This window comes from Ensifer sp. YR511, assembly GCF_900103045.1.
In the GTDB taxonomy this organism is placed as follows: Bacteria; Pseudomonadota; Alphaproteobacteria; order Rhizobiales; family Rhizobiaceae; genus Ensifer; species Ensifer adhaerens.
Genome location: NZ_FNGR01000046.1, coordinates 1 through 13,591, shown reverse-complemented (window position 1 = coordinate 13,591; position 13,591 = coordinate 1). Strand labels below are relative to the sequence as shown.

The window sequence follows — 13,591 nt, the reverse complement described above, 5'->3', positions numbered from 1 at the left end:
TGAAGGCAGAATGCTCTAGCGGGGAACTATAAAGGGAGGAGAACGAAATGCTGAAAAAACTGACCAGTGCCGCACTTGCCGCATGCTTTGTACTGCCATCCTTGACGATGGCGTCCGATCTCGACGGGCTGACGCCGCAGCAACTGCTGCCGCTCGCACAGAAGGAGGGAAGCGTTACAGTCTTCTCGTTGTCGAGCCGCATAGCCAAGATCGAGAAGGCCTTCGAAGAGACCTATCCGGGCATCGACCTCATCGGCCTCGACATGAGTTCGACCAAGCAGATCGCGCGTGTCGAAGCGGAGCAACAGGCCGGCGTGCATGCTGTCGACGTGCTCTATATTGCCGACACGCCTGTCGTGTTCACCAAGCTTCTGGAGGGGAAGCGGATCGTGAACTATGTGCCGCCGCGGGTCGCGAACGAACTGGAGGATCGCTACAAGGCGCCGCTCCTGACCCAGCGCCTCTCGACGAAGGTGCTGATGTACAACGAGAAGGCGTTTCCTGATGGTTCGCCCGTCAGCAATCTCTGGCAGCTCACCCAGCCGGAATGGCAGGGAAGGGTGCTGATGGTCGATCCGAGCCAGCGTGGCGAACTGCTCGATCTCCTGACCGAGATCGCGCTGCATCCGAACGAAATGGCCGCCGCCTACAAGGCGCATTTCGGCAAGGATATCGAAGTTGAAGGTGATCTTCAGGGCGCCGGTGAGCAGTTCATCAAGGACCTCTTCGCCAACGACCTGATCCTGGTTCCCAACAGCGACGTGCTCAACAAGTCGGTGGGTGACGTCAACGCCAAGAGCCCGCCGGTCGGTTTCGGCACCTATTCCGACCGTCGTGACAACGAGAAGGAGGGCTGGGCGCTGCAGATCGCCAACAATGTCGAGCCGGCCAACGGCATCCTGTTTCCGGCGGTACTGACGGTCGCCGACAAGGCGCCGCATCCGGCGGCCGCTCGGTTGCTGATCGACTTCATGTTCGGCGACGATACGCCGACCGGCGGGGCGGGCTTCGAGCCCTTCAACGTTCCCGGCGACTACGCGACCCGCAAGACCATCGCCCACCATCCGGACTCGGTGAAGCTCGATGACTTAAAGGCCTGGACGATCGACCCGGCAAAGACGGCCGCCGCGCGCGGGCGCATTGCCGACCTGATCATCACGCTCCAGTAACGGAAACCGTCTGTCGGCACGCTTTTCCAAAACGCGTGCCGACAGACGCCGAGGCTCTGACATGACATCCCTATCGATATCCGCACCATCGGGCAGCCGGCTGCTCCGATCGGGCTTCCTCTTGCCGGCAATTCTCGTCGCCATCGTCGCGATCCTGGTCGTCGCTCCGCTCTTGCGCATCCTCTTCACGACGCTGACGCCTGAGGGCATGGCGGCCTGGAAGGCCGTGCTCGCCAGCCCGCTCTCGGCCAACCTCTGGTGGCGGCCGCTCCTCAATACCATGATCCTCGGTTTCAGCGTCGGCGCCGGCTGCCTGCTCATCGGCGGCTTCCTTGCCTGGCTTGTGGTGCTGACGGACGTGCCGGGCCGCCGCTTCCTCGGCCTGATGGCGTCGCTGCCCTACATGATCCCGAGCTTTGCCGCAGCCCTTGCCTGGGGCACGCTGTTTCGCAACTCGCGTCTCGGCGGTTCGGCCGGCTTCTTCGAGACCAGCGGCCTTGCCATTCCCGACTGGCTCGCCTGGGGGCTCATCCCGACGGCGATCGTGCTGATCGCGCACTATTATTCGCTCGCCTATACGATCATCGCCGCGGCCTTGAGTTCGGTCGGCGCCGATCTCGTCGAGGCAGGCCAGATGGCCGGCGCCAAGCGCCCGCGCATCTTCTTCGGCATCATCCTGCCGGTGGTCACGCCGGCGCTGATTGCCGCGGCATCGCTGACCTTCGCCGGTGCCGTCGCCAATTTCGCGGCACCCGCTTTGCTCGGCCTGCCGGTGCGGATGCAGACGCTTTCTACCCGTCTCTTCGGCATGATCGAGACCGGGCAGAACGAACGCGGCTTCGTGCTTGCGCTGCTGCTCATTGCAGTGTCGGCACTGTTCCTGTGGCTCTCCGATCGTATCGTCTCCGGTCGCAAGGCCTTCATCACGGTGACCGGCAAAGGCGGGCGGACCAAACGCTTCCCGCTTGGCGCCTGGCGCTGGCCACTCTTTGCCATCGCCGTCATCATCGGGTTTCTGACCACGGTGCTGCCGGTCCTCGTGCTGGCCGCGTCGAGCCTGGCACCGCAGAGCGGCGCGCTGTTTTCCAACTGGACGCTGCACTTCTGGATCGGCGAAGGTGGCGGCGAGATGGCGCAGGGGCAGGCGGGTATCTTCCGCAATCCGGTGCTGATCGACGCGATCTGGAACACGATCCGTCTCGGGCTGGTCGTCGCCTTCACCACGATGCTGCTCGGTCTTGGGCTGGCCTATACCATCGTCCAGCGCCGCGGCAGCCTGCTCGCGACGCTGCTGAGCCAGCTTGCTTTCCTGCCGCTTCTGGTGCCGAGCATCGCCTTTGCCGCGGCCTATATCGCGCTCTTCGGCGCGCCGATCGGGCCGCTGCCTTCGCTCTACGGCACCTTCGCCCTGCTGGTCATCGCGGCATCGGCGCACAATCTGCCCTTTGCCGTGCAGTCGGGGCGGTCGGTGCTGGGCCAGATCTCCGCCGACATCGAGGAAAGCGCCCGGCTGACGGGTGCGGGACTGATCCGTCGCCTGTTCGCGATCATCTTTCCCCTCGCGATCCGGGGCCTCTTTGCCGGCGCGATCCTCGTCTTCGTCAAGATGGTGCGGGATCTCTCGCTGGTCGTGCTGCTGTTCACCGCCACCTCGCCGGTCTTGAGCATGGTCGCCTATCGCTATGCTGCGGAAGGCTTCCTGCAGTTCGCCAATGCCATCACCCTCGTCATCCTCGTCGTCTGCCTGGCTGCCTCCTTCGTGGCCCACAGCCTGCAGAACCGTGTCCAGAAATGGAAAGCACCATGAATGCTTTAGCAACCGGCACTGCGGACGCCATCAAGATCCGCAGCCTCGTCAAACGCTTTGGCGCCTTTACCGCCGTCAAGGACGTCAACATCTCGGTACCGGCGGGGTCCTTTCTCGTGCTCGTCGGCCCCTCGGGTTGCGGCAAGTCGACCCTTCTGCGCATGCTGGCCGGGCTTGAAAGCCCGAGCGAAGGCGAAATCGCCTTCGTCGGGCAGACCGTATCGAGCGGCGCGGGCGGCGTCATTGCCGACGCCGGCAAGCGCAACGCCGGGCTCGTGTTCCAGAGCTATGCGCTCTGGCCGCACATGACGGTCGCCGGCAACATCGCCTGGCCGCTGAAAGTCGCCAGATGGCCGCGCGACAAGCGCGAGCAGCGTGTGCGGGAAGTGCTTTCGCTTCTCGGCATCGACACGCTTGCCGAACGGTATCCGGCCGAGATCTCCGGCGGCCAGCAGCAGCGCGTGGCGATCGCCCGCACGATCGCGCCACAGCCGAGCATTCTTTTGTTCGACGAGCCGCTGTCGAACCTCGATGCCAAGCTGCGCATCGAGATGCGCAGCGAGCTGATGCGCATCCACCGGGCGACGGGGGCGACATCGGTCTACGTCACGCACGACCAGGTCGAGGCGATGACCATGGCGACCCATGTCGCCGTGCTCAACAACGGCCGCGTCGAACAGTTTGGCAAGCCGATCGATCTCCTGCGCAATCCGCAGACCACCTTCGTTGCGACCTTCCTCGGCACGCCGCCGGCAAACCTGATACCGGTGCACCGCGCCGGCGACGGCCTCGTCTTCGGCGATATGGTGCTCGCGCCGGCTTCCGTGGCGGCCGGCCGCGACGATGCGCAACTGCTCTACCGTGCCGAAGACGTCAGCGTCGGCGCGGTCGCCGGAGCACCGTCGCTTATGGCCCGCTTTGCCGAAGCAGCACCGATCGCGGGGCGAACCATGGTGACCGCCATGGTCGGCGACCTGCGCGTTACGGCCATGGCCGACAGCTACTTCACCGCCACACCGGGGGAGCCGATCCCCCTTTCCTTCATTCGCACCCCCGATGCGGTTTTCGCCGCCACCGGAGAAAGGATCCAACAATGAGGCTCATCCTCATGCGCCACGGCGAAACCCAGTGGAACGCCGAACAACGCCTCCAGGGACAGGACAACTCGCTCCTGTCCGAGCGCGGGGTCGCGCAGGTGAGGCGGTTCCGCCCCTACGCCAAGGCGTTGAAGCCGGTTCGCATTATCGCCTCCGATCTCGGCCGCACCCGGCAGACGGTCGCCCTCATCGGTCACCCGGACGCGCCGACCGACGAGCGCTTCCGCGAATTGGACATGGGCGAATGGACGGGACGGCGCAAGCCGGATCTGATCGCCGAGCGGCCGGAAGAATATGCCGCATGGCGCGCCGGTACGTTCACGCCGGCCAACGGCGAAACCTGGGGCGCCTTTCGCGGCCGCGTGGCCGAAGGTGTGCATGACTGGATGTCGCGCACCGAAGGGGACCTGCTCGTGGTTGCCCATGGCGGCGTGGTGCGCGCCGCCTGCCACGAATTCCTCGATCTTCCCCCGTCGCGCGTCGTCCCCGTCACGCCGGGGACGGCGACCATCCTGCATTTCCCGCGGCGCGGCAGCATGACCGCGCAGCTGGAGGGCTACAACATCGGATCTGTCGCACCCGACGACTTCGTCGCCGACTGATACTTGCGGCGAGGGGCATGAGATGAACTCCGGAACATTCGTTATCCTGGAACTTCTGGGTGGCGTGGCGCTGCTTCTGTGGGGCGTTCGCATGGTGCGCACTGGCGTCATGCGCGGCTGGGGCGACCGGCTGCAGCGCTTTGTCGAAGAACGCCTGTCGAACCGGCTTACCGCCTTCGGTGGCGGGGTCCTTGCGACCGCCGTGCTCGGCAGCGCCACGGCCATGGCGCTGATCGTTGCCGGGCTTGCAGGCGCCGGTGCGATTTCGGCCCAGACCGGGCTCGCCGTCCTGCTTGGGGCGGATATCGGCTCCGCGCTCGTCTCCGGCCTCTTTGCCTCCGGCTCGTCGCTTGCCGGCGTGCTCGCTCCGCTGTTTCTCCTGACCGGATACATCGCATTCAGCGTGTCCGGCGAATTCCGACCGCGTAACGCCGGCCGCATCCTGATGGGCCTCGGGCTGATGCTGATGGCCTTGAAGGTGGTCGTGTCGGCGACCGCGCCACTGCGCGAAGCCACGCTTTTCCACGATGTCCTGCAGGCGGTCGCGACGGAGCCCGTGCTTGGCTTCCTCGTCGGTGCAATGCTTGCATGGCTGTTCCACTCGACGCTTGCCGTCATCCTGCTCGTCGCCTCGCTCCTGATGAACGGCAGCCTCGAAGTCGCCGGCGCCGTCCCGCTTATCCTCGGGATCAATTTCGGCGGCGGACTTCCGGCGGTCAGCGCCACGCTCGACCAGCCGCCATCCGCCCGCAAGCTGCCGGTCGCCAATCTCTTCTGCCGCGGGCTTCTGGCGGTGTCGCTGCTGCCCTTCGCGCGGCAGATCGTCGATATTGCCGGCCGTCTACCCACCGATCCGTTGCATGTCGCGGTCGGTCTTCACGTCACCTTCAACCTGGTCGTTGCGGCCGTGTTCCTGCCGCTGTCGTCGTTCGTCGTGAACCTTGTGGAACGGCTTGTCCCGCCAGCGCCGGTCGTTGGCGATCCCTTGACGTCTCCGCGCTATCTCGACAGCATGTCGCTGGAGACGCCGGCAATCGCGCTCAGCAATGCAACGACCGAAACGATCCGCATGAGCGAATTGCTGGAGCGCATGTTCCGGATGGCGCTGACGTCGTTACAGGCCGGCAGGCTCGAAAATCTGAAGGAACTGCTGCCCGTGGATGCACGGCTCGGCAATTACATGGCGTCGGTGCACGCCTATCTCGGACAATTGACACAGGACGGGTTGCCGGCCGGAGAGACGAGCAGAGCCCATGAGATCATGTTGTTTGCGAGCAATCTCGAACATGCGGGCGACGTCATCAAGCTAAGCCTTGCCGATCGCATCAGGGCGAAAATCAAGCAGAACATCCAGTTCACCGTCAGCCAGCGTGCGGCGATCGAGGCGCTCTCGGAGGTGATCGTGGCCTCGTTGCGATTGTTGCCTGCGGCCCTCTCCTCCCGCGACGTCGCGGCCGCATCGCGGCTCGCGGCCCAAAAGGACCGCTTCCGTGAACTCGAAGATGAAATCGTGCGCCGGCATCTCGGCGGCGAGCATGTGGAGACGGCGGCCGGTGCGAGAGACAATGCCCTCTTCATCGACCTCGTGCGCGACCTCCACCGGATCAATTCCGATATCGCAGCCGCCGGTTATCCGCTGGTGCAGGCCGCAGGCCTGTTGAGCAGCAGCCGAATTCTCAACGTCGGAGCGGTTGCCGGTGCGAGATGATCGCAAAGGCGATGTCGATCAGCCAGGCGCTGCTAGAGCTTGGCTGAGACCGCTGTCGCCGCCTCTCGGATAGTCTGCATCAGCAGAGAAAGGGCGAGCGGCGGCACCGCGTCGGCGCGCATGGTCAGGCCAACAGGACCTTTCGTTTCGCTTGTGTCGATCGGCAGGATTGCGATCGTGCCATCGTCGACATCGGCGGCGACGACGCCGGCGGAGATGATCCAGATCGCATCGCTCGCCCGCACGAAGGCCCGGCCGAAGGCGTCGGACACGGTCTCGATCTGGTTCGGCAGACTGGCAATGCCATTTGTGATCAGGAAGCGCTCGACGAAGGGGCGGATGATCGAGGCGCGTGTCGGCATCAGGACCGGGAAGTCGGCGAGCCGCGCAAAGGTGGCATGGGCGCCGGCAAGCAGCGGATGTCCGGCCCTGACGGCAAAGACCACCTGTTCCGAGTAGAGATGCTCGAAGGAAAAGCCGGTCATCTTTTCCGGTGCCGCAAGCCGCCCGACGACCAGATCGAGATCGCCGACGCGCAGTTGTTCGAGGAGGACTGCATTCTCGCCTGTGACGATCTTGATGCGGGCGCCGGTCTCCTCCTTGAGAAACAGCGTCATGGCATGCGGCATGATCCGCGTCGAGACGGTCGGCAGCGCTCCGATGCGGACCGGAACGCCGTCGCCGGACCGTTCCTGCGAGACGGAATCGAGCCCCTGCCGAAGCGCCGTCAGCGCCGCACCGGCGTGGCGCAGGAACACCTCGCCGTAGCGCGTTATCTTGATGCCGCGCCCGTCGCGCTCGAAGACCGCGACGCCAAGCACCTCTTCGAGTTCGCGGATCGTCTTGGTCACGGCCGGCTGGCTGACATGCAGCAGCTCGGCCGCCTTCATCACGCTCTTCTGCCGGGAGACCTCGACAAATGTCTGTAGATGGCGAAACTTGACCCGGGCGTCGATCATGGAATTCATAACCCTCAAGTTAATGAAATGCCATGAAATATCATTTTACCTAACCAGATTAAATATCCAATTTGGTGGCGGAGGAGAGAGCCCGTGCAGTTTGCCCGTATCAACGACATTACGATCCACTATCAGGTGATCGGCGCCACCGGCGACCGGCCGGTGCTGGTTTTCGCCAATTCGCTCGGCACGGATTTTCGCATCTGGCGCGATGTCATCGTCCGTCTTGCCGGCGATTTTGCCATCGTCCTCTACGACAAACGCGGCCATGGCCTCTCGGATATCGGGCCCACACCCTATGCGATCGAGGACCATGCGAACGACCTTGTCGGCCTGCTCGACATGCTCTCGGTCAAGCAGGCGATCATCTGCGGCCTCTCGGTCGGCGGCCTGATTGCGCAGTCGCTCTACCAGCGACGGCCCGATCTGGTGCGGGCGCTCGTCCTTTGCGACACGGCGCACAAGATCGGCACGGCCGAGACCTGGGCCGCACGCATCGCGGCGGTAGAGGAACACGGCATCGAGGCGATTGCCGATAGCGTGCTCGAGCGCTGGTTCACGCCGGCGTTTCGCCGCCCGGAAAACATCGCCTATGCCGGCTATCGCAACATGCTCGTCCGTCAGCCTGTAACCGGATACGTCGCCACCTGCGCCGCCATCCGCGACGCCGACTATACCGAGGCGGCAGCCCGCATCGCCGTGCCGACGCTTTGCGTCGTCGGCGATCAGGACGGCTCGACGCCGCCGGATGTCGTGCTTGCCACCGCCCGCCTCATTCCCGGTGCGCGCTACGAAGTCATCCGCGATGCCGGTCACATTCCCTGCGTCGAAAACCCGGAAGCCTTGACCGCGGTGCTTCGCGCCTTCTTCGAAATTGCAATGCATGGAGACAGGACCCATGAGTGACGCTTCTGCGCCCTCCGACCGTTATCGCCAGGGCATGGCCACGCGCCGTGCGGTGCTCGGCGACAATCACGTGGATCGGACGCAGTCGGTTTCTACCGAATTCGACCGCCCCTTCCAGGAGCTGATCACCGAAGCGGCGTGGGGCCATGTCTGGTCGCGGCCGACCTGGACGAAGCGTGAGCGCTCGATCGTGACGATCGCGTTGCTCGCCGCCCTCGGCCAGGACGACGAGGTTGCCATGCATGTGCGGGCGACCGCCAATACCGGTGCGACCCGCGAGGATATCTGCGAGGCGCTGCTGCACGTGGCGATCTATGCCGGCGTGCCGGCGGCCAACCACGCGATCAAGATCGCCAAGCAGGTCTTTGCCGAGATCGATGCCGGCACGGCGGCCTGACGGGAGGAAGCGATGTCCGACAGAACCAATGGAAAGCCGGAGACGGGCGCCTTTTTCGCGCGCGACCGTGGATGGCATGCGCCGGCGCTGACGCCGGGCTACAAGACCTCGGTGCTGCGCTCGCCTCAAAAGGCGCTGCTTTCACTTGACGGCACGATTTCGGAAATTACCGGCCCGGTCTTCGGGCACTCGGTCATCGGCGAACGCGACAACGACCTCATCCACAATTTCGCCAAGCCCGGTGAGAGCGCCATTGGCGAGCGCATCATCGTGCATGGCCGCGTGCTCGACGAGCGTGGCCGCGCCGTGCCTGGGGCGCTGCTCGAATTCTGGCAGGCCAATGCCGGCGGCCGCTACCGCCACAAGAAGGAAAGTTATCTCGCGCCGCTCGATCCGAACTTCGGCGGCTGCGGCCGCACGATCACCGACGCGGAAGGGGGCTACGCTTTCCGGACGATCAAGCCCGGTCCCTATCCCTGGCCGAACGGCGTCAACGACTGGCGTCCGGCGCATATCCATTTCTCGGTCTTCGGCCATGGTTTCGCGCAGCGGCTGATCACCCAGATGTATTTCGAGGGCGACCCGATGATCTGGAAGTGTCCGATCGTCAACACCATCCCGGACCGCCAGGCCGTAGAACAATTGATCGCCCCGCTCGACTGGGCAAACACCATTCCCTTCGACGCACGGGCCTACAAGTTCGATATCGTGCTGCGGGGACGCCGCTCGACACTGTTCGAGAACCGGCTGGAGGGCAACTGATGGTTCAGCAACTCGGCTACCTCAAGGAGACGCCCTCGCAAACGGCCGGGCCCTACGTGCATATCGGCCTCACCCCGAACTTCTGCGGCATCACCGGCGTCTACGAGGCTGACCTCGGATCGCGGATGGTGAACGCTGAGACGCGTGGCGAGCGCATTACTATCACCGGACGGGTGATCGACGGCGCCGGTGCGCCGCTCAAGGACGCGCTCGTCGAGATCTGGCAGGCGGATGCCGCCGGGCTCTACAATTCGCCGACCGAGATACGCGGTGCTGCGGACGCAAACTTCACCGGCTGGGGGCGCTGCGCAACGGGCGCCGAAGACGGGGTCTTTTCCTTCGAGACCATCAAGCCGGGGCAGGTTCCCTACAGCCACGACCGGAAAATGGCGCCGCACATCACCTTCTGGATCGTCGCGCGGGGCATCAACATAGGCCTTCACACCCGAATGTATTTCCCGGACGAGGCGGCAGCCAACGCTGCCGATCCGCTGCTTGCGCGCATCGAACATCGCCATCGCGTCGCGACGCTTGTCGCGACCGGAACGGCGCCTAATTATGTCTTCGACATTCACCTGCAGGGTGAGAAGGAAACGGTCTTCCTCGACATCTGAACAGGAATGTCACGCCTGGACATGGAGTGCCGCATGGGCGGCATTCAGGGCAGCAGGTGGCATTTCGTTCGGCGAGCCGCATCCGCGACCAGAAACGGGGAAATCATGACCTATTCCGCCTTCGACCACCCTTATCTTTCCGGGTTGCTGGGGGATGAGGCGGTTGCCGCCGAGTTCTCGGCTTCCGCCGATATCCATGCGATGCTCGCCTTCGAGGCGGCGCTTGCGCGGGCCGAGGCCGTGCACGGCATCATCCCGGCCAAGGCTGCCGACCGGATCACCGAGGCGTGCCGCGCCTTTTCGCCCGACGTCAGCGCGCTGAGGCGGGCCGTGGCGGCCGACGGGGTGGTGGTTCCGGAACTCGTGCGACAGTTGCGATTGATCGTCGGCGGCGAGGCGGCAGACTATGTGCATTACGGCGCCACCAGCCAGGATGTCATCGACACCAGCCTGATGCTCAGGATGAAGGCGGTGGCCGAGCTTTTCGCCGTCCGGCTCGGCAACATCGTCACGGTGCTCGAGGAGTGCGACAACGAATGGGGCGAGCGCGGACTGATGGGGCGCACCCGTATGCAGGCGGCGATCCCGATCACCGTGTCGGACCGGCTGCGCAGCTGGATCGAGCCGCTGCTCGATCACAAGGACCGGCTGGAAGCCATGGATCGCGATCTCTTCGCCGTCCAGTTCGGCGGCGCCGCCGGGACGCTGGAGAAGCTCGGTGACCGGGCGGACGACGTGCGCGCGACGCTTGCCGAAGAACTCGATCTCGCCGACTTTCCGCAATGGCACAGCCAGCGCTCGGAGGTGGCGGACTTCGCCAATGCCCTGTCGCTGGTCACGGGCAGCCTCGGCAAGTTCGGCCAGGACATCGCCTTGATGGCGCAGCAGGGCGACGAGATCGAGCTTGCGGGTGGCGGCGGATCCTCGGCAATGCCGCACAAGCAGAACCCGGTGGCAGCCGAAGTTCTGGTGGCGCTCGCGCGGTTCAACGCGACCCAGCTTTCCGGCATGCACCATGCGCTGATCCACGAACAGGAGCGTTCCGGCGCCGCCTGGACGCTGGAATGGCTGATCATGCCGCAGATGGCTGGTGCGACGGCGGCAGCGCTTCGTCTGGCTGGCGAACTCGTGGGCAACATACGCCGGCTTGGCCGCGCCTGAGCGGGCTGGTGACGCGATCCCTCAGCGGGCCGCGCGCAACATCGAGCGGTAGCGCACCTGGCTGTTCTTGAGGTGCTGGCGCATGGCGCTGCGCGCCTGCTCCTCGTCTCCATCCTGGATGGCGATGAGGATCGCCTCGTGCTCGGCGATCAATCGCGACAGCTCCGCAGACGCCAGCACGGTTTCCTCGCCGCTCTCCGAAACCGCTCGGCGGGGAATGAGCGCCGTGCCGAGCATCTGCAGGAACTCGCTGAAGCGCGGGTTGTTGGTCGCCTGGGCGATCGCCAGATGGAAGTTGAAGTCGGCCTCCGCCGTCGGCCGCCCCTGCGCGGCGCTCTCGCAGAAACTGTCGAACGCTTCGGCGATCTTTTCTTCCTGGGCCGGCGAACGGCGAAGGGCGGCAAGCGCTGCGGCATCGCCCTCGACGGCGGTCCTCAGTTCCAGCATTTCGATCAGCGAAGAGACGCGCGCAAGATCGATGCCGTGGAACGGCAGCGGGGTCGAAGGCGCAGGCTCCAGCACGAAGACACCGATACCGTGCCGCGCCTCGACAAGCCCGCCGGAGCGCAGCGCCGCGATCGCTTCGCGCACGACCGTGCGGCTCACGCCGAATTCCTGCGTCAGCTGCGCTTCCGAAGGCAGGCGGTCGCCAGGCTTGTAATGCCCGGCGCCGATCTGGCCGCTGAGGGCGTCCGTTACCTTGGCCACCAGCGTCTTGCCTTGAGAGGCGGGGGGTTCGGAGGCGGTGACGTTGCTCATGGGAATGGCCGTTTCTGCGACTTGGGTGCTTTGTGTCTGGATACGCCATTGCCGATCAAGGGCGCAATCCATGGCTGGCTGCAATGCGCGGGAACCAAGGGTGATGTCTCAATAAATCGGATCATCGACGAAGGCGCCGCCCTGATAGCGCACGAGAGAGTCGCCCGGCTGCGGCGTGGGGGTGTTTTCAGCGACTTTCTGACGGAAAACTTCGGCATTGTCCTTCGGGCGCCAGCCGAGCCAGGAAACATGCGAATTGTCCCACCAGCCGGCGTCGTTGGCCGAGGCGCCCCAGATGACCGGGCAACCGAGAACCGGCACACGGAAGACGGCCTCCGTCAAGGATACGAAGTCGTCATGGGAAAACCAGGTGGAGAGCATGCGATAGTTGACGGGCTCGGGCAGGCAGGAGCCGATGCGGACCAGGGCGGTCTCCTGGCCGAACTTCTCGAAATACATGCGCGCCAGCGCTTCGCCGAAGCACTTCGACACGCCGTAGAGCCCGTCGGGCCGGTAGGGCGCGTTCGGGCCGAGCCGTTCGCCTTGCGGATAGTAGCCGATCGTGTGGTTGGTGCTGGCAAAGAGGATGCGTGGCTTGTTGTTGGCGCGCGCCGCCTCATAGAGATTGTAGAGGCCGAGAATATTGCCGTCGAGGATTTCCGAGAACGGACGTTCGACCGAAATGCCGCCCAGATGCACGATCGCATCGCATCCGACGACAAGCTCGTTGACGGCGCCCCGGTCGGCCAGGTCGCACTGAACGCATTCCTCGTTTTCACCCGGCGGATCGAGCGGCGCGCGATCTGCTAGACGGATCGTCCTTGCCAATGGCGCCAGCCTTTCGCGCATGACGCGGCCCAATTGCCCCGCCGCGCCGGTGATCAGAAGTCGTTCCATCGCCTGCCCCCCCAAGCCGGTGCAGGCGCTCACCGCGATCGATGCGCCCACATATCATATGATATCCGCTAACATATAATACATCTCTATTGCAATGCTTTCGCGATGAGGCGATTTTGTTAAGGAGCGATCTCTTGGCGGCGTTTGGCGCCGAATTTCGGCCTTATGGCGTCACGTCGCTTTCGAAGTACAAAGGCGACCCGCAGATCTTATATGATGACTTGTATTACGACGTATTGACATGTGTGTGATGACTTGCTTAGTAGGCGCGTCGAGTTTTAGGGAGGACCCGCACGAAATGAACCCTGAGCAGATCAAGGCCGCGCTTGGATCGGGCCTGCTTTCGTTCCCGGTGACGCATTTCGATGCGGAGGGTCGGTTTGCGCCGGACAGCTATCGGGCGCATGTCGAGTGGCTGGCCGGCTACAAGGCGCCGGTTCTGTTTGCGGCCGGTGGCACCGGCGAGTTCTTTTCGCTGAAGCCTGACGAGATCCCCGGCATCGTCAGGGCGGCCAAGGACGTTTCCGGCGACACGGCGATCGTATCGGGCTGCGGCTATGGCACGGAGATGGCGGTCGACATCGCTCGTTCGGTCGAGCGCGTCGGTGCCGACGGCATCCTGCTTCTGCCGCACTATCTGATCGATGCGCCGCAGGAAGGGCTTTATGCCCATGTGAAGACGATCTGCCAGTCGGTCGGCATCGGCGTCATGGTCTATAACCGCGACAACGCGGTGCTGCAGGCCGATACGCT

The 13,591-nt window shown here is 64.4% G+C and carries 14 protein-coding genes; 11 read left to right on the top strand and 3 right to left on the bottom strand.

Translation table 11 applies throughout. The annotated features are described in order from the left end of the window. The first annotated feature begins 47 nt into the window (after window positions 1–47). The 5 genes from BLU15_RS35600 to BLU15_RS35580 all read left to right on the top strand — a co-directional run bounded on the left by BLU15_RS35600 (window position 48) and on the right by BLU15_RS35580 (window position 6,383). Entirely contained in the window at window positions 48–1,169 is a 1,122-nt protein-coding gene (locus tag BLU15_RS35600) for an ABC transporter substrate-binding protein (protein ID WP_090301902.1), read from the top strand. Between the two features lie 61 nt (window positions 1,170–1,230). Beyond that, window positions 1,231–2,976, top strand: a complete 1,746-nt coding sequence (locus BLU15_RS35595) for an ABC transporter permease (protein WP_051659593.1) — start codon at window positions 1,231–1,233, stop codon at window positions 2,974–2,976. Beyond that, window positions 2,973–4,073 (top strand): ABC transporter ATP-binding protein, encoded by a 1,101-nt coding sequence (locus BLU15_RS35590; RefSeq protein WP_060584557.1) that lies wholly within the window; start codon window positions 2,973–2,975, stop codon window positions 4,071–4,073. Before BLU15_RS35595 ends, BLU15_RS35590 begins: the two co-directional genes overlap by 4 nt. Beyond that, on the top strand, window positions 4,070–4,675 hold the full coding sequence (locus BLU15_RS35585) for a histidine phosphatase family protein (protein WP_034801808.1): 606 nt from the start codon (window positions 4,070–4,072) through the stop codon (window positions 4,673–4,675). Before BLU15_RS35590 ends, BLU15_RS35585 begins: the two co-directional genes overlap by 4 nt. Before the next feature lie 22 nt (window positions 4,676–4,697). Then, window positions 4,698–6,383 carry a Na/Pi cotransporter family protein gene (locus tag BLU15_RS35580; protein WP_090301900.1) on the top strand — a complete coding sequence of 562 codons (1,686 nt, stop codon included), beginning with the start codon at window positions 4,698–4,700 and terminating at the stop codon, window positions 6,381–6,383. Between the two features lie 32 nt (window positions 6,384–6,415). Here the strand turns inward: BLU15_RS35580 and pcaQ are convergent, their stop codons facing one another. After that, window positions 6,416–7,342, bottom strand: a complete 927-nt coding sequence (gene pcaQ, locus BLU15_RS35575) for a pca operon transcription factor PcaQ (protein ID WP_090301924.1) — start codon at window positions 7,340–7,342, stop codon at window positions 6,416–6,418. Between the two features lie 93 nt (window positions 7,343–7,435). Here pcaQ and pcaD point away from each other — a divergent pair, with 93 nt between their 5' ends. The 5 genes from pcaD to BLU15_RS35550 all read left to right on the top strand — a co-directional run bounded on the left by pcaD (window position 7,436) and on the right by BLU15_RS35550 (window position 11,182). Further along, window positions 7,436–8,248 carry a 3-oxoadipate enol-lactonase gene (gene pcaD, locus BLU15_RS35570; RefSeq protein WP_090301898.1) on the top strand — a complete coding sequence of 271 codons (813 nt, stop codon included), beginning with the start codon at window positions 7,436–7,438 and terminating at the stop codon, window positions 8,246–8,248. Next, window positions 8,241–8,645 carry a 4-carboxymuconolactone decarboxylase gene (gene pcaC, locus BLU15_RS35565; RefSeq protein ID WP_034801802.1) on the top strand — a complete coding sequence of 135 codons (405 nt, stop codon included), beginning with the start codon at window positions 8,241–8,243 and terminating at the stop codon, window positions 8,643–8,645. Before pcaD ends, pcaC begins: the two co-directional genes overlap by 8 nt. A gap of 12 nt (window positions 8,646–8,657) precedes the next feature. Further along, window positions 8,658–9,407 carry a protocatechuate 3,4-dioxygenase subunit beta gene (gene pcaH / locus BLU15_RS35560; RefSeq protein ID WP_090301896.1) on the top strand — a complete coding sequence of 250 codons (750 nt, stop codon included), beginning with the start codon at window positions 8,658–8,660 and terminating at the stop codon, window positions 9,405–9,407. After that, window positions 9,407–10,021, top strand: a complete 615-nt coding sequence (gene pcaG, locus BLU15_RS35555; RefSeq protein WP_060584555.1) for a protocatechuate 3,4-dioxygenase subunit alpha — start codon at window positions 9,407–9,409, stop codon at window positions 10,019–10,021. Before pcaH ends, pcaG begins: the two co-directional genes overlap by 1 nt. A gap of 105 nt (window positions 10,022–10,126) precedes the next feature. After that, window positions 10,127–11,182 (top strand): 3-carboxy-cis,cis-muconate cycloisomerase, encoded by a 1,056-nt coding sequence (locus tag BLU15_RS35550; RefSeq protein WP_060520905.1) that lies wholly within the window; start codon window positions 10,127–10,129, stop codon window positions 11,180–11,182. Window positions 11,183–11,203: 21 nt separating this feature from the next. Here the strand turns inward: BLU15_RS35550 and BLU15_RS35545 are convergent, their stop codons facing one another. Both BLU15_RS35545 and BLU15_RS35540 read right to left on the bottom strand, forming a co-directional pair. Beyond that, entirely contained in the window at window positions 11,204–11,941 is a 738-nt protein-coding gene (locus BLU15_RS35545; protein ID WP_060520898.1) for a FadR/GntR family transcriptional regulator, read from the bottom strand. Between the two features lie 108 nt (window positions 11,942–12,049). After that, a complete protein-coding gene (locus tag BLU15_RS35540) occupies window positions 12,050–12,838 on the bottom strand; it encodes an NAD-dependent epimerase/dehydratase family protein (protein WP_060520899.1) in 789 nt (262 codons plus the stop codon). A 298-nt stretch (window positions 12,839–13,136) separates the two neighbouring features. On the opposite strand from BLU15_RS35540, the gene BLU15_RS35535 reads away from it, so the two are divergent. Then, window positions 13,137–13,591: dihydrodipicolinate synthase family protein (locus tag BLU15_RS35535; protein ID WP_176960462.1), on the top strand; the 455-nt coding region annotated here is incomplete at its 3' end.